This is a genomic window from Lysinibacillus phoenicis, from assembly GCF_047238325.1.
Lineage (GTDB): Bacteria > Bacillota > Bacilli > Bacillales_A > Planococcaceae > Lysinibacillus > Lysinibacillus irui.
Genome location: NZ_JBDFMP010000002.1, coordinates 2,572,461 through 2,597,038, shown reverse-complemented (window position 1 = coordinate 2,597,038; position 24,578 = coordinate 2,572,461). Strand labels below are relative to the sequence as shown.

At 37.0% G+C, this 24,578-nt stretch carries 16 protein-coding genes and 1 riboswitch; of the genes, 11 read left to right on the top strand and 5 right to left on the bottom strand.

The genetic code is table 11. From position 1 onward, the window contains the following. The first annotated feature begins 1 nt into the window (after window position 1). Window positions 2-361: a YxeA family protein gene (locus tag ABC382_RS14345; protein WP_274795243.1), complete on the top strand. Its 360-nt coding sequence runs from the start codon at window positions 2-4 to the stop codon at window positions 359-361. Window positions 362-405: 44 nt separating this feature from the next. Here ABC382_RS14345 and ABC382_RS14340 read toward each other — a convergent pair whose 3' ends face one another. Both ABC382_RS14340 and ABC382_RS14335 read right to left on the bottom strand, forming a co-directional pair. Next, window positions 406-1,812 carry a sensor histidine kinase gene (locus tag ABC382_RS14340; protein WP_412926952.1) on the bottom strand — a complete coding sequence of 469 codons (1,407 nt, stop codon included), beginning with the start codon at window positions 1,810-1,812 and terminating at the stop codon, window positions 406-408. After that, the gene (locus tag ABC382_RS14335) at window positions 1,809-2,531 is read right to left on the bottom strand and encodes a response regulator transcription factor (protein ID WP_274795245.1); all 723 of its coding nucleotides are present in this window, start codon (window positions 2,529-2,531) and stop codon (window positions 1,809-1,811) included. Before ABC382_RS14335 ends, ABC382_RS14340 begins: the two co-directional genes overlap by 4 nt. Before the next feature lie 200 nt (window positions 2,532-2,731). On the opposite strand from ABC382_RS14335, the gene ABC382_RS14330 reads away from it, so the two are divergent. From ABC382_RS14330 to ABC382_RS14315, 4 genes are all read left to right on the top strand, one after another. Further along, a complete protein-coding gene (locus ABC382_RS14330) occupies window positions 2,732-3,346 on the top strand; it encodes a PH domain-containing protein (protein WP_274795246.1) in 615 nt (204 codons plus the stop codon). 194 nt (window positions 3,347-3,540) lie between these two features. Continuing rightward, window positions 3,541-4,899 (top strand): acetamidase/formamidase family protein, encoded by a 1,359-nt coding sequence (locus ABC382_RS14325; protein ID WP_412926951.1) that lies wholly within the window; start codon window positions 3,541-3,543, stop codon window positions 4,897-4,899. A gap of 200 nt (window positions 4,900-5,099) precedes the next feature. Next, complete coding sequence (locus ABC382_RS14320; protein ID WP_274795248.1) at window positions 5,100-5,654, top strand: HPP family protein; 555 nt, start codon at window positions 5,100-5,102, stop codon at window positions 5,652-5,654. Between the two features lie 198 nt (window positions 5,655-5,852). Continuing rightward, window positions 5,853-7,328, top strand: a complete 1,476-nt coding sequence (locus ABC382_RS14315) for a hypothetical protein (RefSeq protein WP_312507211.1) — start codon at window positions 5,853-5,855, stop codon at window positions 7,326-7,328. Window positions 7,329-7,422: 94 nt separating this feature from the next. Here ABC382_RS14315 and ABC382_RS14310 read toward each other — a convergent pair whose 3' ends face one another. Further along, complete coding sequence (locus tag ABC382_RS14310; RefSeq protein WP_412926950.1) at window positions 7,423-8,607, bottom strand: CaiB/BaiF CoA transferase family protein; 1,185 nt, start codon at window positions 8,605-8,607, stop codon at window positions 7,423-7,425. Between the two features lie 457 nt (window positions 8,608-9,064). On the opposite strand from ABC382_RS14310, the gene ABC382_RS14305 reads away from it, so the two are divergent. From ABC382_RS14305 to ABC382_RS14295, 3 genes are all read left to right on the top strand, one after another. Beyond that, window positions 9,065-10,627, top strand: a complete 1,563-nt coding sequence (locus tag ABC382_RS14305) for a sensor domain-containing diguanylate cyclase (RefSeq protein WP_412926949.1) — start codon at window positions 9,065-9,067, stop codon at window positions 10,625-10,627. Window positions 10,628-10,971: 344 nt separating this feature from the next. Continuing rightward, window positions 10,972-11,253, top strand: a complete 282-nt coding sequence (locus tag ABC382_RS14300; RefSeq protein WP_412926948.1) for a hypothetical protein — start codon at window positions 10,972-10,974, stop codon at window positions 11,251-11,253. A 339-nt stretch (window positions 11,254-11,592) separates the two neighbouring features. Continuing rightward, window positions 11,593-15,768, top strand: coding sequence for an S-layer homology domain-containing protein (locus ABC382_RS14295; protein ID WP_412926947.1), 4,176 nt, complete (start codon window positions 11,593-11,595; stop codon window positions 15,766-15,768). Between the two features lie 289 nt (window positions 15,769-16,057). On the opposite strand, the gene ABC382_RS14290 is transcribed toward ABC382_RS14295, so the two are convergent. Continuing rightward, window positions 16,058-17,341, bottom strand: coding sequence for a hypothetical protein (locus ABC382_RS14290; RefSeq protein WP_312507214.1), 1,284 nt, complete (start codon window positions 17,339-17,341; stop codon window positions 16,058-16,060). A 731-nt stretch (window positions 17,342-18,072) separates the two neighbouring features. Here ABC382_RS14290 and ABC382_RS14285 point away from each other — a divergent pair. Continuing rightward, window positions 18,073-18,828, top strand: a complete 756-nt coding sequence (locus ABC382_RS14285) for an N-acetylmuramoyl-L-alanine amidase (protein ID WP_322612094.1) — start codon at window positions 18,073-18,075, stop codon at window positions 18,826-18,828. A 509-nt stretch (window positions 18,829-19,337) separates the two neighbouring features. Here the strand turns inward: ABC382_RS14285 and ABC382_RS14280 are convergent. After that, window positions 19,338-20,963, bottom strand: a complete 1,626-nt coding sequence (locus tag ABC382_RS14280) for an S-layer protein (protein ID WP_322612095.1) — start codon at window positions 20,961-20,963, stop codon at window positions 19,338-19,340. Between the two features lie 253 nt (window positions 20,964-21,216). On the opposite strand from ABC382_RS14280, the gene ABC382_RS14275 reads away from it, so the two are divergent. Beyond that, window positions 21,217-23,319: a methyl-accepting chemotaxis protein gene (locus tag ABC382_RS14275; RefSeq protein ID WP_274795260.1), complete on the top strand. Its 2,103-nt coding sequence runs from the start codon at window positions 21,217-21,219 to the stop codon at window positions 23,317-23,319. A 105-nt stretch (window positions 23,320-23,424) separates the two neighbouring features. Then, window positions 23,425-24,354 (top strand): AEC family transporter, encoded by a 930-nt coding sequence (locus ABC382_RS14270; RefSeq protein WP_274795261.1) that lies wholly within the window; start codon window positions 23,425-23,427, stop codon window positions 24,352-24,354. Between the two features lie 78 nt (window positions 24,355-24,432). Then, window positions 24,433-24,547, top strand: a riboswitch (TPP riboswitch). The last annotated feature ends 31 nt before the right edge of the window (window positions 24,548-24,578 follow it).

The following is a 24,578-nucleotide window of genomic DNA, read 5'->3' as shown; positions in this document are numbered from 1 at the left end:
TATGAAAAAAGTATTTCTCGGAATAGGTGCTTTGTTTATCTTATTCGTAGCAGGGTTAGTCGTATTAATGACTGTAGACTTTAACCGTTTAAATAAAGACACGTACTATGTGCATATCACAGCTGATGGCGAGGTAGAGGAGTATAAGGCAGATAGCGGTCAAATCTATCAAACATATTGGTACGAGCTACCTGCATTCAATAAAAACGGAGAAGAAAAAACATTCAAATTTTCAGCTCAAAAAAACTTACGTCAGGATGCGTATTTAAAGCTTTATGTAAAAAAAGAAACGGAAGTTACTTCATATGATGAGGTGAAATTCCATGAGTTACCTGCTAAGGTGCAGGACCAAATGAAGTAGAAAAAAGGGGTGTCTCAAAGATTTTTTGAGACACCCCTTTAGCGTTAAAATTTCTCGTTTTGACTTATGCGATTTTCACTTTGTAGATAAATGTTAACACTGGTTCCTTTTCCTTCTTCAGACGTAATGGTAACAGTGCCTCCATGGGCCTCAATAATATCCCTAGCAATGGCTGTGCCTAAGCCGGTACCCGTTGTTTTTTCTGTATTTGTACCTCGGTAATAGCGTTCAAAAATATGTTCTAAATCCTCTGCAGGGATTCCCTTGCCGTTATCAGAAATTGTAATAGAATTCCCATCAACCAACACTTGGACAGCTACATCTGGAGTATTGTGAAGGAGAGCGTTGTGTAAAAAGTTCATGATCGCTCTACGCATAAAATGCTCGTCGATTTGATGGTAACTGTTCTCAGAAGCCGCATTAAACTCGATATTGGCAAGCTCAAATTGTGTTGTATTTAAAGTATCAATAACAATCTCACGAATAAATGGCACCATATTAACTTTTCTTAATGAAAGTGGTAGCTGTTGATGTCTTAAGCGCATCGTCAAGTTCAAATCATCGAGTAGATCTTGCATATGCAATGATTGTTTTTCAATAATTTTGGCGTATTCTGTTTGCTCACTATAAGCTAATTGATCATCGTTCAATAGCTCTGCATAACCACGAATAGAAGCAAGCGGTGTTTTCATATCGTGTGAGACATTACTAATCCATTCCTCCCGCATAATCTCTAATCGTTTTCTTTCCTGTTCATGGGCTGCCAATTCTCGTGATACTTCATTTAAATTTTCAAAAACTGGTTTATATACACCACCAGGAGTTGTAGCAGTCTGATGTTCATGGTTTTTTAAATGGTGAATGCGTTCTATCATTGCATATAGAGGCTTCGTTAACGTACGACCAAAAAGCCAGCCAACTAATGTAGCTACTAACAAGTCGGCAATAACAATGAAAAGTCCGAATTTACCAATAAACTGTAAAAATGATGTGCCGGAAACATGCATGACTAACCGCGAAACATCACTCCTAATACCAATGAGATAACTAACCTCATCCTTGACGCCAATAAAAACAGTCGTATCAGCTTCAAATTCTTTATATTTATAAACCTGGATTAAGTCAATAGGTGCATAGTGTGAAGGTGCCTTTTCTGGTGTAAAGTGTGCATCAATAACTTGACCATTTACATCAAGCAATTGAATCCAAGCATTCCGCTGATGCAACTGTTCAAGCCCTTCTTTATTGATTGTCGCTGACCCATTCTTTATCTCAATATATTGTTGGAAATCCCGTACAAAGTCTTCCTCTTTAGTTGCAGATGGACCATCATAATCATTTGACAATCGATAAGTAAGGAGTCCTACGAAAATGGCTGTATTGACGAAAATAACAATAATGACAATAGATAGTACGGAAAGGAGAAAGCGCGCTGTTAATTTCCACTTCATCCTTGCGCCTCTTTTGGTATGACAAATTTATAGCCAAGTCCCTTTACTGTTGTGATGTAAAGAGGTTTAGAGGCATCCTGCTCAATTTTCTCACGTAGACGTCGTATATGCACCATGACCGTATTATCAGAGCCGAAAAAATCCTCTCCCCAAACACGTTCAAACAATGTTTCCTTACTTAAAATTCGATTAGGATTATGCATAAAGCAGGCCATTAAACCAATTTCCTTAGCTGTTAACTCCAATAAAACCCCATCCTTATGCACTTCCGTTTCATCAGCGTTTAGCTGGAATGGTCCAACCTTTAGTGCTTTTTCGGCAATGCTCGGAGTGGTATCCAGTAGTTGATAGCCGGCTCTACGTAATTGTGCCTTTACACGATAAGCAACTTCCTTTGGACTAAAAGGCTTCGTAATATAATCGTCGCCACCAATGGCTAGTCCTAAAATTTTATCTATTTCCTCATTTTTAGCAGACATGAATAGCACAGGCACATGGGACACCTCTCGGATTCGTCGACATAAATCGTAGCCCTCACCATCTGGTAGCATGACATCTAGCAGGACTATATCTGGATTTGTTTGTTGGAAACTTGTCCAAGCCTCGTGAATGGAGCCAGCTGTATAAATTTGTTTATAGCCCTCTTTTTCTAGACTACGTTTTAGAAGATTAGCTAAATCAGCCTCATCGTCCACGACTAATATGGTTGGTTCTTGCACTTATTCACACGACCTTTCAATTTAAAAGAATCTTTTCTGACAATCATTATAAATGAAATGTACAAGAAAGAGGAAATGAAGCATTGTTTTTGTAAAATTTGACCTAGCTGGCATTCCCTTATAATGAGTTGAGAGGGAGGAATGAAACCTTTACACATTCTAAAGCGTAAAAAGAGTATTACTATTTAGGGGGAATGACAATGTTTAAAAAAATAGCAGCGGATGCACTTGGACTTTCAGATATTGGGGTAGTTGTACCAAAAGAGGATTATGATAAAACGGATGCGGATGATTTTATCCTACATGAAATTGATGAGAAAATTTATTTTCTAATTAAAACGAAGGCAGATGAGTATTGCTTTACAAATCGTGCCATTATTCATGTAGATGGCGAAAGCGCTATGAGTAAGAAGCGATTACTACGACGCTATGACTATTCTATGTATTCCATTACAGATGTTTTTCTCGAAACAGCAGGAACAATAGACCTTGATGTCGAAATTAAGTTTACAATCGGCAATTCTCCACTTTCCATCGACATCCACAAACGCTTTATTGATGACATTAAAGATTTGTATAAAGCACTACATGCCATTAGCTACGAGCAGAAGCACAATGCCTATAAATTAGAGGTAGCAGAAAAAAGCCTTAACATTGCATCATCATCACTTGGTCGAATTGGCAATGACAATATATCTCCAGCGTCGTCATTCAAAGAAATTACAAGCTTTGCGAACAAATGGATGATTGAACATAAAGATAAATATAAAAAAGAAGACTTCTCACATATTTTTGATTTATATATGAATAATTAAATCTTTAGCACTCGGCGTAATGCACGTTGTCGCTTTGCTTTCTCATACATCCTGACAACTGTCAAAGATAAGTATTCATAACACGAACTTTTGGTAGGCTTCTTGTCGAAAAGATTAAATAGCTCTCTGCAAATGTGGAGAGCATTTTTAACATAAAGTTATACATAAAAATCAAACTAGGAGCGTGACGAAAAATGACAAACGAATTGCATGTGCTTGAAAAAGAAGGATTAAAAAATGATGACTTTATACAGCAACCGCAAGCCGCTGAGACATTGTTCGTAAATGAGTTCATCGATGGAATTTTAGATCCCTCACAGAAAATGTTGGGGCCAGTTAAAGATGGTGGGACAATCATTGCCAATACAACACCTGGATGCTGGGGACCCATGCTTACGCCTACTATTCGTGGAGGACATGAAGTAACAAAGCCTGTTTTTGTAGAAGGGGCTGAGGTGGGTGACGCTATTGTCATAAAAATACAATCAATTCAGGTTACATCGTTAGCAACCTCATCTGGACATGATGAAGCCATTACTGATCGATTTATTGGCGATCCGTTTGTTTCCGTCAAATGCCCTGGCTGTGGCAAGCTACATCCAAATACAGTCGTAAAAGGAATAGGGCCACAAGCCATTCGCTGCTCGACATGTGATACCGAAACAGCACCATTTAAAATAACAAACGGCTATACAATGGCACTAGATCATAGAGGTCAAATGGGTGTGACTGTTGGACGAGACGGTGCTCGCCGAATTGCTCTTGACGCTAAAAACTACATGAGAACACCTGAAAATTCTGTACAAAATCCTGTTGTTGCATTAGCACCAAGCGACTTAGTCGGTGTAATGGCCAGAATGCGACCATTTTTAGGTCAGCTTGGAACAACTCCTTCTAAAGCGATGCCAGATTCTCATAATGCGGGTGATTTTGGTTCGTTCTTGATTGGCGCCCCACATGAATATGCCTTTACACAAGATGAATTGGATGTACATCGTACGGATGGACATATGGATATTAGTCGAGTTCGTGAAGGAGCTACCCTAATTTGTCCTGTGAAGGTTCCTGGGGGTGGTGTCTATATTGGTGATATGCATGCCATGCAGGGAGACGGCGAGATTGCAGGACATACAACAGATGTAGCAGGTATCGTACAGCTCCAAGTTAGTGTCTTGAAAAAGGTAGCATTGGAGGGCCCAATCTTACTACCGAACGTGGAAGATCTACCTTATACAGCAAAGCCCTTTACAAAGGAAGAAAAACGGCGTGCTCGCGAATTAGCAGAGGAGTTCGGGGTGAAACAAGTTGAAGAATCATTTCCTGTATCTGTGGTAGGTTCTGGTAAAACATTAAACGAAGCTACTGATAATGCCATCTATAGAGCTGCAAAACTATTTGAGATGAGCGAGCCAGAAGTATTAAATAGAGCAACGATAACAGGTTCCATAGAGATTGGACGTCATCCAGGAGTTGTCACAGCAACCTTCCAAGTTCCTAAAACAATATTAAAGAAGGTACGAATTTTTAAAACTGTTAAAAAACAATATGATTAATAGTGTTCTTTTTTCGAAAGCAAACTTTTATAGGTTTGCTTTTTTGTATGGTTAATAAAGTATATAAGTAAGCATTTGTCTGAAAAATGAAGTTTAGATTGAATTCTATTGTTGTGTTGATATAATAATTAAAGTTTAACAACGATCAACATGAAAATAGTTTTGAATAGATGAGTAAAGATTAGAAAAGTTGGTGTCAAATGGCAGATTCCTTGAGTGTGGAAAATAAGTTAGAGAAAAAGAATAGTATTAAACCCTTTATATTAAAAATGAGGGGAGGAGGTCATGCGCCATCTCGGACTAATTTCGCAGATGCCTTCACAGGAGCAATTGGTGGATTAATATGTATCTTTGTGCTCCTCTGGCTAACAAGCTTTACAGATGCACCTTGGTTAATGGCATCACTAGGTGGAAGCTGTGTGCTTGTATTTGTTGTCTGGAATGCCCCATTGTCGCAGCCTCGAAATATTATTGGTGGTCATTTAATTTCTGCGTTTATTGGTTTGGCCATGTATGCATTACTAGGTTCGAGCATGCTATCTATTAGTCTTGGTGTTGGGTTAACCATATTTTTTATGGCTTTTCTAGGCATTATCCATCCTCCAGCGGGTGCTAATCCTATTATTATTATTTTAGGAGGCTATGGTTGGAGCTATTTAGTAATGCCCGTATTAATTGGTGCCGTTATTATTGTAATTTTTGGGTTATTGATAAATAATTTACGAGAAAAAAGAAAATATCCACTGTTTTGGTGATGAAAGTTTTCCATCTATGAAGTGTTTTCACTTAATAGATGGTTCTTTTTTTTGTTAACGTTATCGTTATGCATATCACTATTTTTTTAGCATATGTTAGTTAAGATTTGTTATATTGAAGAAAGAGTGTTAAAAACATGTATTTTAATGATAGGGGAAGATCTTTGTTGGTCGAATTCGATGGGAGGCTCCAATTGTATGCTGTTGGACTGTGATGAGCAATTATTCAAGGCTTATAAACAAAGAAGTGAAGAGGGTGCTGAAAATTTACTAGCAACATGGCTAGAGGCAGAGTCATATCTGCAGGAAGATCCAAAAATACTTGGAACTTCACTCTCACCCCATTTATTTTTAGTTAATGAAGAAACGGCTAAAAATATTGCCTTTTCCACAGCTCGTAAATATTGGGGTCGTGTATCAACAGAAATGCAAATGTATTTTGACAAATATGGTTTAGAAGCAAAATTTGTGAATGAACGGCTCAATGCTTTTTTCTATACGCAAAAAGGAAAAGAAACTTTTTTTGACCAGCTCTTTGCACAACATACCATAGATTTAGAACGATTAATTTGGCTAGTTTTTGGGAAAAGAATGCAAATGGAAATGCCAGTTAATGAGCTGCAGACCATAATTTTGTATAAGTTTCAAGATGAATATTTAGTGCATATGCTGTATAAACAACATGCTTCATTTTGGCATTGGCTATTTATGAAAAAAGTTTATTCACTGTTTATCCACAGACCTTTAGAGCAATTCACATTTCTTTATGAAATAATGGGTCTTTTTGAGAATTCTGTGAGAAAAAGTTGTGAACATGTGGATAACTTTGTGAATAACTATAAAACGATACTGGATAAGTGTATAACTCATGTGGATAAGCATAATGCTAGCTGTTTGGCAAAGAAACAGTTACGTCTTTATCAAATTGTTACACATTATTGTTTATCAGAGGACGATTATGACAATGTCAAAGCGCTGATAACTTCATTCGAAGTAGAGTGGCGCTACTCCATGTACGCACTTACAGAGAAGGAAAAAGTGTTAATTGCCTATATTTTATTTCATATAGCTAATAGAGAACATCAGAGTGATAAAGTTATACATTATGGCGAGTATTTATTGGAGGACGAACGATTAAATAATTATGCTATCGAAATTTTACTAGAATACAAGGATCTTTTACCAAATCGTAAACCCACACCACCTGCCATTATTAAAAACTATCAGCTTAATTATTTAGAGAATTTATATGCTATACTACTCGATCATTATGTAAAAATGGCGTTTTATGAGGATGGATTACTTTTATTAAAGGAGCACGTACTAGCGTCTAATAAAAAAATTAATGCTTCATTAGTACAAAAAAACTTTAGTAGTGAACAACTGATCGCTATTGAGGCATACGTTCAACAGGACATTGCACTACATGTGAATAACTCATTACAGCATATTGGCTTATCCGTGGAAGAATGGCGACGTAATTATCGACAACCTGAAGTGCCATACCATGTTGTAGCGCAAAGTGCCTCCTTGCATATGTTAAATATTTTAAGAGTATTATTTGTAACCGAGCAATTTGAGCTTTTTGAAAAGTTGATGGAAATTTATAAAAAATATTTGCTAATTGATGATCATTTTGAAAACATGCGCATGTTTATTAGTGCATATGTATAAATAATTGATAAAAAACCCGAGCTATAGTAGGAAACACTCATTTAGTTTTTCCTACTAGTTCGGGTTTGCTGTAGCTAATCTGCAAAGCAATTTTTTAGTCTAAAACGCCTTTTTCCTTTAAGGCTTTGATTTGTTCAGCACTATAACCTAAAGAAAGTAAGACCTCTTCATTATGTTCGCCTAGTTTGGCACCAACATGCTTATATTCTGGCTGTGCACCGTCAAATTTAAAGGGTGATGCTATTTGATTTTGCATCGTCCCATCACTTTTTGGAATAGCTACAATCATTTCTCTTGCCCTTAGCTGTGGATGCTCACATGCTTCTGGAAAGGTTAGAACGGGTTCTACACAGCCTTCAAAATCCTCGTTAAATACCTCAAGCCATTCCTCATATGTCTTTGATAGAAATGCATCATGAACTGCCTCTTTAAAACGAATCTGCGTATAGTAGGAATCATTGAAGGTATTATCAATCAACTCTGGAATATCAAGTGCCTCACAGAGCAATTTACGGAATTGAGGTTCTAAACTACCAACAGAGAAAAAGCGTCCATCCTTTGTTTTGTAAAAATCATAGTAACTTCCGCCATTTAATATTTCTTGCTCTGGCTGCGGCACACGACCACCTCCAATAAAGGCAGAGCCGTACATAGCATTAAGTGAAAATACAGCATCTGTCATACTAATATCAATGAATTGTCCTTCTCCTGTTTTTTCACGATGCAAGGCTGCAGCTAGTACACCAATAGCGGCATGCATAGTCCCACCGGCTATATCCGCGAGTTGAACACCCATTGAAACAGGTTTTTTATCCTTATGGCGTGAATAGTCAAGTAATCCTGTTAATGATAGATAGTTATTATCGTGTCCAGGCCGGTTGCTATAAGGTCCTGTTTGACCATAGCCTGTAATTGCACAATAAATAACTTGAGGATTTATTTCTTTAAGTGCCTCATAGCCAATGCCAAGCCTTTGCATGACACCAGGTCGAAACCCCTCGATAATAACGTCGTATTCTTGAACAAGTGTTCTAACAATGTCTATAGCCTCTGGTGATTTTAGGTTTAATGTAAGTGACTTTTTAGATCGATTTAAATGTTGGTGAATATATGCCTCGTGATCATCATCATAGGGTGGCATAATCCTAGTTAAATCAACGCGCTTTGAAGATTCAACATGGATCACATCTGCCCCTAAATCAGCGAATATCATTGTTGCCATTGGTCCTGGTAGTAATGCAGAAAAATCGAGAATTTTTAACCCCTTTAAAATGCCCAAATCTTCCAACCCCTTTTTGTGTAGGCTACACGACCATCCCTATGATGGCAGCGCAGCGCTTTTCTCATAATCTCCATTGTGTGAAAAGCGACATAACATTCTGTATTAATACAGTTTATTTTATTTTAATGAGTATTATAACAGAATATATATTAAATTGCCTATGCTATTTTTAATTATAAAATAAACCTTACGAATTTTATGTGTCAGAATAACAATAAAAATAGGAAAATTTAGAATTTAGATCCTTTAGCAATTTTCAGTTATTGAATGTTGAATTTCAGATAATTCAGTTAACTTTAGTTTGAATAAAATGAAAGTTTTCTAGATGTCCATATGATTCGGACCTCTTTATTGATACAATCTATGTTCTAGTGTACAAAGGACAGAATTAAACCGATATAATAGGCTCAAATATTGTTATAAATAAAAAACTAATATACATAGGTGGAAGGTAATGAAAACATATCAGTTAAAATTAAAGCATTTAATTATGGGTGTAGCGATGGCAGCATTCTTCTTTACAAGCATTGGCAGTGTTTGGAGCGGATACAGAATGAATGTTGATTCGATAAAGGAAAATACACTTGAGACAAATCGAGTGTATGCGCAAAAACTGGCATCAACGGCAGATGGCTATCTTGATGAAGCCTTTCAACTTTTGGGTTATAGTGCAAATCAAGTAAGTACAAATATGAATGATGAGCATGCGCTAAACCAGGAAACAGAGCGTCTAAGATTGCAAAATCAAATGTTCAATTCTGTAGTCATAACAAATGCAAAAGGTCTTGTCTTATCTGTATCTCCGCCATCAGTTGAAATTAAAGGGGAGGTTTTAACATCTATTGGGGCAAAAGAGGCGTTATCCAAAAAGAAACCATTCATCTCTAAACCATATGAGGCGATGACAGGACGTCTTATTATTTTTATATCTCATCCTATTTTCTCAGAGTCCAACGAGTATTTAGGGATGGTGGCGGGGACTATTTACTTAAAGGAACCTAATGTCTTTCAAACGTTACTTGGAGAACATTATAGTAAGGATGGCTCCTACGTCTATGTAGTAGATTCTGATGGACGCGTAATCTATCATCAGGACCCAAGCCGTATTAATGATGTCGTAACAAAAAACAAAGTGGTTCAAGCTGTGATGTCAGGCAAAAGTGGGGTTCAATTAGTCGAGAATACAAAAGGAGTAAAAATGCTAGCTGGCTATAGTGCAGTCCCTTCAACAGGTTGGGGAGTTGTTGCTCAAAAACCTTTAGAAGTAGCATTAGCCCCTTCATTTGATCGTGTACAGGAGGTCATTATAAAATCTGTACCGCTTATGGCTGTTTCAATTATTATCGTCCTTTGGGCTGCAGCACGGATAGCCAATCCGTTACAGCAATTAGCTATTTTAACAGAGGAAAGTCTCGATAAGAAGGATGTAGAGGGGTTAAAGTCGGTTAGTGGCTGGTATTTTGAAGCTTATTCTTTGAAGAATGTGTTGATTCGGAGTTTATCATTTTTACATGGACAAGTCACATTTTTCAAGGACCAATCAACCGTCGATCCACTAACGGGTGTTACGAATCGACGTACAATGGACTCCGTACTTGCAGAATGGTCTGCAAGTAATGTACCTCATGCGTTTATTCTGTTAGATTTAGATCACTTTAAAAGTGTCAATGATACATATGGTCATGCCGTTGGGGATAAAGTATTACAATTTTTAGCGAGGCACATGGAGTCTGTAGCACGTGAAGGCGATATTTGTTGTCGCTATGGTGGCGAGGAATTTGTTATGCTACTGCCGAAAACTACGGCAGATGAAGCGGCACAGGTAGCAGAGCAATTACGTGAAATTTTATCCACTACAGAAAGCCCCTGTGGTAAACCAGTAACGTTATCAGCAGGAATTGCTGTGTATCCAGAGATGGCCGATTCTACAGAGGCATTAATTGAAGCGGCAGATAGTGCATTATATCGAGCAAAACAAGCAGGGCGCAATCAAGTAAAAATTGCTGTTAAAATTTGAATAAAAAACTTATAACAAATGGGCTTACATCTCTAATTTTTGGGGTAATTGATTAATGCAAACATCATTTGGGCAAGCTACTCTTAAGTCATCCGCCAAATGACTTCTCAACCATGTTCAAATGATATGTAACTCGGGTCACATCTCTCGATCGACTTGACAAGACGTAAGGTTATCCCCCTTTCCCTTATGACACCCAAGTACGACTAGATGTATGCCTATATATCGTGAAAGCCAAGAGAGCACCGATGCTCCTTGGCTTTTTTATGTTTTCGTGAATGTTGCTTGCCGGAATGGGTGCATTGATCACAAATGGTGTTAATCTGCTCTGAGAGTGTGTGGAGGTGATCCAAACGAGTCAGGAACCACTCAAAGGAAACAAGGAAGTGATCCAAATAAAGCAGCTCCCGCTCATAAGTCGTTTGAAGGTGATCATAAAATGGATGTCTCCGCTCCAAAAAGGTGAGAAAGTGATCATAAAAGGTATGTCCCCGCTCCAAAGCGGAGAGAAAGTGATCATAAAAGTGATGCCTCCGCTCCAAAAGGACGTGAAGGTGATCATAAAAGGGAAGCCCCCGCTCCAAAGCGGAGAGAAGGTGATCATAAAAGGTATGCCCCCGCTCTAAAGCGGAGAGAAAGTGATCATAAAAGGGATGTCTCCGCTCCAAAGTAGAGAGAAGGTGATCCTATAAAGGGAGAATCCGCTCAAAGGAAACGAGAAAATGATCCAAACAAACCTCCCCTCCTTTGAAAAGGTGAGAAGCTTAACAGAAGCGTAAGACTCCCCCGAAAAGTAACATGAAATCGAAAAGAGAACCCCTTCAAAAACTCATATGATTATGAAGAAATTTACCTAACTATTTTCGATTTATCTATGAAGGTTCACTAGCTTTTGGTCGATATAAAGAGTATGAGGAAAATGATAGTTGTACGTATCAAAATACATAAGTGAAAGGAAGAGTGGAATGGATAAATCTAAAATCCAAAAAGTAAATAAAGCCTTGATTGCAACAGTATTTGCTTCAAGTGGGATTGCTGTTGTAGTGCCTTCACCACAAAAAGCGGCAGCGGCTACTTCTCCCTTTACGGATATTAACCAATACTCGGATAATTATAATGAAATATTAAAAGCTTATTCTCAAGGTATAATGAGCGGTTTTTCGGATAACACTTTCCGCCCAAATGTAAGTGTAACTCGTGGAGAGGCAGCGAAAATGCTGGCTACAGCGTTAAAATTGGATACGAAAAATATCCAAGATCCTTACTATAAGGATGTACCGAAGGGCAATCAGTATTATAAATATGTAGCGGCATTACAAAATGCTGGCATTATGTCTGGTTATTCAAATGGCACATTTATGCCAAATGAAGTGCTTACTAGAGGCGAATTAGCCAAAATGGTTGTAGTTGGATTCCATCTAGAGGTTTCTCCTACATACAATAATATTTTCAAAGATGTGAATAGCCAAACAAGCAATGCTATCTATATTCAAACTTTAATCGATTTGAATATTACGAAAGGCACAACGCCTGTTACATTTTCTCCATTTGATCCTGTAACGCGCGGACAGTTTGCTTCATTTGTTGTAGGTTCACAAGAGAAGAAGAATAATGAAACATCGTACAAAATTACAAATGTTGATGATGACGCTGTTTACATAAATGGGAAATCTTATTCGATTCCGGAAAGTTTATCCCATATCTTTAATGACTATAATGCACCTGTATTAAAAGGTGCCTTTATTGAGGGGGATCTTTCGGGGAAAAGTATTCGCTCCATCTCAAAATTAACGATTAATGCAAGTGGTACAAGTTCAAGCTTCCTTGATTTCGATGGTGATTATGGATCATTAGGCGCGACGATTGTTGTAAATGGTAATTATATTGAGTTCTCAAATATGACGATGACAGGAACAATGTTTGTCAACGAAACCGTTCGTCCACCGTTGCATTTAGGGGCTACACACAATCAGCCATTAGCTCTTGGACGCGTGGCAAGCAACAATATCTCATTTATTAATTGGTCAAATCCAGATAATAACAAAGGTGAAGATTCGCCAAATAACAATTCAAATGATCTTCAAAATTGGACAAACCCAAAACCTGATAAAGATAAGCCATTCGTCAACTGGTCTAAAGAAAAGCAGGAAATGAAAAACGTTGAAAAGCATCTTGAATTCTATAACAGTAGCGTTTCTCGATTAGTTGTATCGCAAACAGGTACAAAGATTGAAACGAATACAAAACTCCCTCGTGTAGACATCATTGGAAATGTACGAGAGTTTGAAATTCAAGGTGATATCGGCACGTTAAATCTGAATACAGAAACGAAGCTTACAATCTACGGTTCAGGAAATATAGATTGGATTAATTACAATAGCTACACAGATCTTGAGCTATATATTGATGGTCGTATCGGCACATTATTTGTAGATAACTCATATGGAAAAATTGATATTGGCGACTATACGTATATCGATAAAGTCATCTTACCTAAAGATGGATCACCAAATAATATCTTCGATGATTTCCTGGATGATAAAGATAATATCGGCAATATTACTGATCCAGATGGTAAACCAATTGATAAAGACGAAAACGAGAATCAGGTTCCAGGTGATAAAACAAAACCGATTGTTAGTATAACGAATGTCAAAGTACTAAGTGGTAGCGAGATTCAAGCAGACTTCACATCAGATGAGGTTGGTACGTACTACTATATTGTGCGTGAAAAAGGTGAAGAGGCACCAAATAAAAGTGAAATGGTCAACCGACTCTCCAATAAGAACGTGGCACATGGTACGGGGGCAGCTATCAAAGGAACAAACTCAATTAAGGTTTCTAATTTAGGTGAGAAAAAAGAATATGTCATTTATATTATGGTAGTGGATGGCTCGAAAAATGCTTCGGATACTGTGTCACAATCGTTCCAAATGAAAGATGGAACTCCGCCAGTAGTCAAATCTCTACAAGTTACTCCTTTACATGGAGGCACACGTGCTGAATTTACTTTTACAGCTAGTGAGCCTGGAGACTATTATTACTATGTACGTAAGAAAACAACAGCAGCAGATCCAACTACAGCAGATATCGTTGCTAACCCAACTGGAAAAGGAGTAGCAAAAGCTGGTGAACTTGGCATAAAAGAAATGTTAACAGACTTAGAGGCTGAGACTGAGTATCAGCTTTACGTTGTTATGAAGGATAATTCAGGTAACTACTCCGTAGATCCTGCTGTAGCTAAGGAATTTAAGACAGGTGAGCTTGATAATATTCCACCATATGTTGTTGGTGGAGAATTAGTCTTACTTGATGAAATCAAAAATGAATTTTATATAACAGTAAGTGAAGAACTGGATCCTATTTCTGCAGAAAAAGTAGAGAATTATGATCTTTCTGGCACAGGTATAGTAAACCAAGGAGCACAACAACCGATACATCCCACAAAGGTTGTCTATAATAAAGCTCAGAAAAGACTTATTTTCACTATTCCATCACTTACAGGCTTTGTTAATGGGGATAACCTAGTTGTTACTATTTCACCGAATGTCAAAGATTTAGCTGATATTGAATTTGAAAATATAAAAAATATCCCAAATAATACCGTTCCACGAAATACAGCGGAGTACATTCATAATGATATGGAATTACCGGTTCTCACAATTATAGGGGAGCCAGTAATAAATAATACAAAGGATCAAACACTTCTAGAGTTTAATGCTTCAAAAGCGGGGACGTATCATTATTTAATTATGGAGTCAGATTTAACTCTAACGCGTGATGATCGTTTACGTTTAATTGAGGCAGTTCAATTAAATGAGACAACATTTAAAGTTGGAACACAGGATGTGGCAATCATAGGTAGTGGTGGAAATAAACCAGCACAATTAGGGAAGCAGAAAGTAACAATCCCTTTACCAAATACAATACCACCATTAGATCCATTTAAGAGCTACTCCATCTATATGGTATTGCGTGATCGTTCAGGAAATGTTTCTGATATACAAACAAAACATGTTATTGATGATAGAACGGCACCTAAGATTGAAAATACCTCTATTAAAATAGCTGAGGGTGATACAAAAGCATCCTTTAAATTTATGTCTGATGAAGCTGGAACGTATCACTATATTCTTAGAAGAGCTGATGATTCAACAGTTTCCGTACCAACTAGCGCTGAGGAAGTTATTGCAAGAGGAAGAGCAAGTACTATGCGAAAAGATACAAATGAAATTAACCTTTCTCCTCTAGAACCACATCAGAATTACGAGCTATATGTTGCAGTTCAGGATAGATATAAGAATGCAACAATGGTCCAAGTTGGTACAGAGTCAACAATCTATACACATGATGAAAAACAAAATAAACCAATTAGTCTAACGCCTGGCGAAAGTGGAACAGGTGTAATGGCATATAAATTCTTCTCTGACGGTACACCACCAAAAGTAGAAGATCCAATCGTTAAACAGCTTGATGGTAAAACGTTAGAAGTGACTTTCTCGGAGGCTGTTGATTTAAAAGACTCGGACTTCCAATTAGTGGATCCTGAAACAGGTAACGCGATTACTCCTACTTATGCTTCATGGAAGTGGCAGGATAAAGTAGAGGATATTAATGAATGGAAGCCACGTAAAATGATACTTACATTTGCTAATGAAGTAACACAAAGTTTTGATATGACAATTAATGCAACTGCAAAGGATAAAGGCGGATGGACGTTTAGTAAGCTATCTTCATCATTTATCTATAGAACGCTTACTACAAACATTGAGAGTGCTAAATTACAGCCTCCAATTGCAACAGATAGAAGCAAAACTATTATTACTACATTTGACTTTACATTCGCAGATCCATCTGTGGTACCTGGAGAAGAGGCTAAATTCTACTATAAAGCCTACAGTAATACTTATACCCAAGCCCAAATTGATGCCGTTAAACCAGTAGAGGTAATCATACCAGAGACGCCTGGAGCCCTAGTAAGTTTAAGTAGTGGAAATGGTAAAACAAAGCTTTCTGATGGACGTACTGAACAATCTATTACTCATCCATCTGTTTCGTTTATTGAAGGGGATTATATTGTCATTGTTATTGTGGATAAATACGGGAATATGTATAAAGTACAAGGTAAAATAACAAAATAAATAAGGCTAAGGTAAGTAAGATTTAAGTATATTTTTAATGTAAAAATAAAAAGGAAATTTAAAAATATAAACGCAAGAAATCTCTCCTAGGGTTGATTTCTTGCGTTTTTTTAAGTTTGGGGAAAGTATGCAGAGGGAGAAGCCTGTACTAAACTAATTGCCCGTTATGAAACATATGAGTAAAGAGTTGTAAAGGAAAATCTCAAACTAAATGCAAATGAGAGTTACGTTATATGATTCGAATTGTTCTTTGTCCCGGCTCTCGGATTGTTATAAATGATAATAAGATTTAATTTCTTACAATCTGAAACGTTCCAGAAGTAGTTGTTTGGATAATATGGCGATTACCACTGACAGTAAAGTCGGCTGGGACTTGCTTACCAAAATCATTGGAGCGATAGAAGGATGAATTAGCTGGTAATCCCTCCATAATGATTTCCATATTGGCATCGAATGTCACAGGCTCCTTATTTAATTCAGCTTTGAGTGTAATACGATTGCCCTTTTTCGTTACTTCTATATTCATCACGCCTTCATCCTCATTCACTAGCGTATAGAGTGGAGGAATGATGATCGTCATTTTATCTTTTGTCGTGAGAATAAAGCGTTCTGTATCAATCTCTGTCTCAGCAACATTAATTTTGGCTTTATAGGTATTTTTGTTTTTTGTCATAGCTGTAGTTTTACCTGGAGCAGCTGCGACATCAGAGAGAACGGGTTTTTTAGGTACGTTGTCTTTTGTAGGGAGTGTATATTTACCTTGTACAAAATCAACTAAAGTCCAGACATTCGGCACTAGTTCCTGTTGTACAGGTGTTAACGCTTCAAAGGCTGTTTTAACTTCCTGAACATCATGAACCGTGGATGTTTTCGGCGATAGGGAAGCAATGGCATTTTCAACTTCCTTTGCAGCTATTTTATCCTTCGCCACAAGCAGTTCAGCATCAAGTAACTTCTGCTCGATCCCTACAGGTAAAGAAACATTGGTAAATCTCCGCAATGCATTAAGCTCCGCCCTGGCATCGGCCACCTCTTTATGGAACGTCAGGCGAGATGAATTAAGTAGTTGAATTTTATTGACCACTTTATCAACAGATGTATTTGGTGTGATATAGGACGTTAATATTTTTTGCGCAGAGGCACTTACATAAGACTTTTGCGCAGCGTTTAATGTATTATACCAATCGCGTGTTTCAAGGACATTTTGATAATAATGAACAGATGATGATTCTACAGAATTTAGCTTTTCTTCAATTTGAGCAGCTAGTTTACGGTAAGCCACTCTCGTTTGTTGATGTGCTGATAAGGTTGAATAGTTCGTCACATATTGTTTTTCAACTTCCGTCAACGCATTATATGCTTTAAGAGCTGCCTCTAAATTTGGTTGGAAGGTAGCAGTTGTATTGTTTATATTGTTAATTAGTTGTATAACATTCGAGACGTTAGCATTGTAGTTGTATACATAGGCAGTTCTTGCATGGTCAGTCAAATTAGCTGCCGATGCTGGCGCACTGTAAAGTAGTGAAGGAACGGCCACTAAAGTCAGCAAGGCCAATCTTTTTTTGTTTTTCATCTTGGAGAATCCTCCTATTTTAATTGTTATTGTATATGGAACTATAACTCAACTAATATTTGGTATTATACTAATTTTATCATAGCCTAGGATTTTTTTATGCATTTTTTGGATGAATAGGTATATTGGTTATAAATTTAATTTAAGAATGGCATAACTTCAGTACCTATAAAGGGAATCAGACTGATTAAAATAATAGAAATATAGTGAGAAAACAGGTGATGTAAGGTTAATACACTGCCTGTTTTTTTTTGTAGTAGAAACCTGTTTATCCAAAGGCACAATGAATAAATTGAAGCAACCCTTGCTACAGACATCAACAATGTTTGGGAAGCTGCAAATTGAATAGTGAAGGGAGACAATTGCGTAACCTTAGTCTTCTTTTCTACGAATCGACGGATAAAACAAACAAAGTAGCGGATAGAATGATCGAATTAATGGATAAATCCAAAAAACTGATGGATAACCCTAAAATGCACTCAAGTGAACATCTAATGTCCAGAAAATGTTGAGAATGGTGTTATAAATTTATAGTGTTATTTTTGTGAGGATCACACGTGCAATTATCAAAAGTGACTAGGCATCTTATTGCCTGGTCGTTTTTTATTTTTAGCACAATTTGTTCAGAAACTGTTCAGTTTATTAACGTAAGCTAGAAGCAATAAAAGAAGAGTGACTATAGGAATCACAATAGTTTGGCAGGTAATGAACAAAAAGGATGGTACATCATAATGGTAGTATGGCGTCAGTATTTAGTTCCAGAAACACAGGCAGCTAAAGTGACTTATGGAAAACAAAATACAAAAAAATATATTATTATTCATGAAACGGATAATGAGAAATCCGGGGCCGATGCGGATGCCTACGCCCGTTTACAATATAATGGTCATTATAGGGAAGCTAGCTGGCACTTAACAGTGGACGATAAAGAAGCGGTTCAGTCGTTTGCGTTTGAATATGCATGTGTTGGAGCAGGATCAGCTAAAGGCAATTTACAAAGTATCCAAGTAAACATTTGTGTCAATTCAGACGGAGATTATTTACAGGCTGTGAATAATACAGCTGTTATAGTTGCAAGGATCATGAAAGAAGAAAACATTACAATTAACAACGTAGTACAGCATCATTATTTCAACAACAAAAATTGCCCAAGAAAAATGCGGGAAGAGCGAGTAAAATGGATGCAGTTTATTTCTATGGTTAGAAATGCTTCGGTCGGTACTGTAAGGAAGAGAAATGCCGCAAATGCTACTACGAAGTATTTTGTCGTAACAGGCCTATATGAAACTCAACAAGCTGCTGAAAATGCACATGATGTGTTAAAGTACCGGTTTGGCTGGAATGCCTATATTGAACAATTAAACGACAAATGGAGAATTAAGGCCGGAAAATTTATAAGCAAAACGGAAGCAAAAGTAGCGGAGAAGAAAATAAAAGTCGCACAACTATCAAAGATAACAGAGGTAGTGGCTGACTTAACTGAGTGAAATCGGTTGTTCAGGAATTGTTCAGAACAATGTAGTAAGCTAATTTATGTAATCTTGTCAAATGTCTTAATCCTTAAACAAACCAAGAAAGACTAGGCCCTTTTGGGAACCTAGTCTTTTTTGATTATTTTAGCAGATAGAAAGAGGAGAGAGCAAATGACTGTTAGAATAGACTAATACTGATTTAGAAATCAAGTCATGAGCTAGATGGAGTGCAAATTTTAAGTCGAATTACAGAATTCGGGCTATAAACTGCTGAAAGAAAATGTTGTTGTAGATCTTGAACAGTGGCTATCTAACTTCAAGTCAATGCCTCCAATCCAACAGCGGATAAGTATAAAAAGTATTCCAAGTAAGTTTTACATGAAAAATTATCTTGATATGCAAGAAAAAGTTCATGAGGAAATTGAGGACTGGTTTCAAAGGTGGAAACCAATGGAGTTTAACAACATTGAAAAGGACTCTACTAAGCGCAGAGTCCAATTTTTAGCTCTAATATGTTCTAATGATTAATTTGCAGATTTATACTGCCCTCTATAAATAGAGATAGCGTTGTTTAAATATTCAGTTGCACTTGAAACGTCATACTGTGACGAATTGCTATTAGATGTAATTCTTTCAGCATATGAAATTGCGGAGTTGAAATCATCCCATTCTCTTTGAGTTGTATAAAGAGTACCCGATGTCAAGCCAGCTCCATTTTCAGAGACAGTAACCCGTACACTATAAGCATAATTCACAAGTGATTGTAAATTAGTTTTATCCACATACCCATTATTCCCATACTTATAAGCACTCTTATAAGTCCAAATAGCATTGTTTAAATTATTGATAGCATTAGCAATATCCGTTTGAGTTGCATAATAATTATTAACAACTGATTGAGCCGATGATACAGCAGACTCTATTGCGTTTCTTTCTGTTTGTGTAGTCCATGGGGTATTATATGGCACATTCGAGCCATCCCAAGAAACCGTAACGTATTGAACAGAATTGATTAAAGATTGTAGTGAAGCTTTATCGCCATAGCCATATTTTGTTCCGCTTTTTTGAGCAGCTTGATAAACAGCTAGGGCATTTTTGTATTGACTGATGGCATTTTTCACTTGTTCTTGGGAGGCACTGTTGTTGTTTGCTACAGCTCTTGCGCTTGCTACTGCTGAATCAAATGCGTTTCGCTCAGCCTGTGTTGTCCATTTGTCTGTTGTTAAAATATCATAGCCGTTTACAGATACATGTACATACGGCGGTGATGCTAGTAGTGTATTAAGCTCTTTTTTATCAATAATAGGAAGAGTAACCGAAACATTTTTATTGTCTACTTGTACGTTCCCTACTTGATGTCCTGAATCTAACGCTACTTTAGTACCGCCTTTTACAACGATTTGATCAATTTTTCCTTCACCGTACAGGTTGAAATCTTTGTCCACATTAATTGTAAGTTTTTCTACATTAGACATTACCTCAAAAGAAGTAACTTTCCCTACTACATCCACTTTTGAAAGTGTTTGATCAGAAGATACATTAACTTTAGTACGTGCTAAATTAATATCAGCTGATTTCATATCTCTTAACGTTACATATAACCAATTTACCTTTTTTGTGACAATTGGTTTTAGCGTAATTGTATCACCCACTTCGACTTCATCGAGCGTTATGGCCTTCTTTACTCTGTTTGTAATGATCAACTGACCATCAACACTAACGTCTTGAATCTTTACATAGTCTGCATTTACAGTGAGGTCTCCAGAAATCTCTGCGTCACCACCGTCGAAATAGACAGATTTTTTGCTTGTCCCTGCTTTGTTTAATGTTAAAGCTGTAACGTCCGTAATTTGGCCGTTTTTTACGACAATAGTAGCTCGGGCGTTTGTTAAAGCTGTTTTGTTAGAAGTTTGAAAAAGAGATTTTAAATCTTTATGGACTCTAAATGTACCGTTCGATGTGATGACCGTATCTTTTGTTAGATTTCGGATAGTCACAGATTCACCAATGACTTTTTTTGTTGCTGCTACTTGAGTTTCATAGGAATTTACTTGATTTAAAGGTGTAGCGGCACTTGCGGAAGACACTGGTATTACTAGCGTCGCTGTAATAGCCGTGGCCATTAATGTTGATAGCGCTTTATTTTTCATGTAAGTCACTCCAATCAGGTTATTTATTAGTTAATATATCATATTTTTCTATAATTTAGAATTGGGGGAGGATGTTATACTATGAAGCTCTATTCAAATAAGTCATAAGTCCTTTCCTTTGTAAAATGAGTTATTGGCGAAATATCGGTATTTCTCTCTATTATTATGTAAAATTTCTACTTTATTCGATAAATATTTTATTGTGATACTATCTTCCATCCTTTATCATTATTATAAAAAAGGGGTGTTAGTGGTGAAAAAATCGAGGGGTATTGCATTAAAACTATCTTCCTTAATTATAGGATTATTTTTAGTATTATTTTTATCCTATACAGTGACCACGGGCATTATTATAAAAAAACAAAGTGTTGAAGACGCAGAGCATGGAACATTGCAAACGGCTGAATCTTCAGCAGCTATTATGAGTGAGCGTTTTAAGAAAGCCAATACAACATTACATACGACAAAGCGCATTATTGAAAGCATGGAGAAAAATAATACATTATCAGCTCAGGGCATCCTAGACATGATGAAAAGTAATTTAGCTAATAACGATGATTTACTTGGGGTTGGAGCTGTCTTTGAGCAAAATTCTATTATGCTGAAGCCGAATGATGAAGCTACTTTAGTGGATTCCAAAAATCGATTTGGCCCTTATTTAAGTAAAAATGGTAATGACATTACGACAGCTCTTATTGAAGGTGTCGATGATAAAAGTGTTTCTGAATGGTATTGGATACCAAAAGAAGAGGGACGCGCAGTTTTGACTGAACCGTATGATTATAATGTAAACGGACAAACTGTTTTAATGACAACCATTTCGGTGCCATTAGTCAATGCTTCTGGTTCATTTTTTGGTGTACTGACAGCAGATGTTTCTATAGATTTTTTAAATGAACTAACAGAATCGGTTGCACCAGAAGGTGGTTACGCAGCCATTATTACGAATAAAGGTATACTGACAGCCAATAGCTTTGGTAAAGAGCTAGATGGTCGCAATATGCAAGAGGATCCGACTTGGAAAAGTATAAGTAAGACAATGGAAAATGGCGAGCTAACAAATATGTACATTGATTCTAATCAGCTAAAGGAAAGGGCTTATAATGTCTTTGCTCCAATGATATTAGAGGATATTGATGAAACATGGACAGTTCAAGTCGTGTTACCCGAATCAAAAATACTAGAGACATATAATCACGTATTCGTATTTACGATTATTGCCTCCATTATTATGGTAATTTTAATGACAGCTGCAAGTGTGTTATTCATCTATAAACAGCTAAAGCCACTCAAGTTTTTACGTACATCTATCGAAACGGCAGCAGAGGGAGATTTAACCCAAAAGGTGGATGAGAAGTATATTAAGGCTGATGAAATTGGGGCAGTTGCATTAGCTTACAATAATATGCTAGATAAAACCAATGGTGCGATTCAAACCGTATTGAACTCTACTACATTATTAAACCAATCGTCCAATCAAGTACATGAGGCCTTTAATGAAATTGTAGCGTCTAGTCAAGAGGTGTCTGTTGCCATCAATGAAATTGCACAAGGCGCATCGAAGCAATCTGAGGATACGGAAGAAACGAATTATCGAATCATGGATTTATCTGAACAGATTGATGCCATTACAGCTCTTTCTAATGAAATGGATGAACTCTCTCATAAAACGAACGAAACAACAGAAAAGGGATTGTACGAGGTTGAAAGCTTACGTGAACGTAATATAGAGACAAATGAGATGAACGGTCGTATTCAACAACAAATCGAATCATTAGCCTCTCACATTGCGAATATTAATCATATCATTGCTTCGATCCAAAGCATTACTGAGCAAACTAATCTATTAGCTTTAAATGCAAGTATTGAGGCAGCACGTGCTGGTGAACATGGTAAAGGATTTGCTGTCGTTGCAGAGGAAGTAAGAAAGTTAGCCGAGCAATCTAAAAGTGAAACAGAAATTATTAAGAATACAGTAGAAAGCATCCTTGAAAATTCACAGCAAACAGTTGCTGTCATTGCATCTAATGCGGATTTAATGCAATCTCAAAATGAATCCGTACAAAGTACACAACTGGCATTTAAAGATAACAGTGATTTGTCACGTTCAATTGCAGCCTCTATTAGTGAATTAATGAGTAAGCTATCAAGTATGTTAGAGCATAAAAATCAAGCGATTATGGCCATCCAAAGCATATCAGCAATTTCAGAGGAAACGGCTGCCTCAGCTGAACAAGTAAGTGCATCTGCAATGGATCAACAAGCAGAGTTACAAAAAGTAGCCGAGTCTATACAAAATATGAACGATATTTCCAATGAACTGCAAGAAGTCGTGAATCGTTTTAAATTAGCGTAAAATGAAGGGCTGCCTAAACAAATAGGCAGTCTTTTTTTATTGGAAGAGACATTGACCTAGTAGAAATTCGGCACTACTATAAAAGAAGGGAAGGGGGTCATCGAAATGATGTATCTCGGAATGATTTTCTTTCAAATTGTTGCACCTATTTTAGTGTTACTTATAGTAGGTGCTATCTTACAAAAGAGATTTCGCTTTAATTTAAAAGCGTTGTCTCAGCTTATTACATATTGCTTTATGCCAGCAGCTGTTTTTGTAAATTTATATGAGACGAGTGTAGAGCTGTCTGTACTGGCAGAGGTCGGATTGTTTATTGTGCTTTTTATTGGGAGCCAAATGCTACTCAGTCACCTTTTTGCGAAGTGGCTTGGTTTAGTTAAAACAGAGGCAGCAGTTTTTAAAAATAGTGTTGTGCTCATTAACTCTGGGAACTATGGCATTCCGGTAGCTCAAATGATTTTTGTAACACAACCTATTGGTGTAGCGATTCAGGTCATCCTTGTAATCTTTCAAAATATGACAACTTATACATATGGTTTGTATAATTTAATTTCCTCTACCAAATCAGGAATGACGATTATTAAAGATTTTTTTAAAATGCCCATCATTCATGCGTTGATTATTGGTGTAGCCATGAACTATTTTAATATCGGTATTCCACAGTTTATTAAAATACCAATAGACCATGTAGCAGATGGCTTTATTGCTGTGGCACTAATCACGTTAGGTGCGCAATTATCGCAGCTTGAAATCAAATCTATGTTTAATAAAACGGTTTTCGTCAGCTGCTTCACACGTTTAATTGTCGGACCAGCCGTAGCTTTAGCCATTATTTTTTTATTGGGGTTAGATGGAGTTGTCGCTCAATCACTATTTATAGCCAGTGCTTTCCCGACATCCCGCAATAGCTCTAGTCTAGCATTGGAATACGATGTGGAATCGGCAACAGCTGCCCAAACTGTTTTATTTTCAACTATTGTCAGCTGTATAACGGTAACAATAGTGATTTATCTTGCGGACGTATTATTTGCTTAATCAATAGAATATTAAAAAATAATGAATGGAAAACTTCCATCTCATAGTAATATCTGCTACACTAGCATCAAACTAAATAGTATTAACTAGGGGAGTCTGATGAGTCAGGCTGAGAGGGAAACGCTTAGAGGTTTCTTGACCCTTTGGACCTGATCTGGCTCATACCAGCGTGGGAAAGTTAAGAAACTATTGCATAGTATGTGTATGCAATTTCAACCTTTACA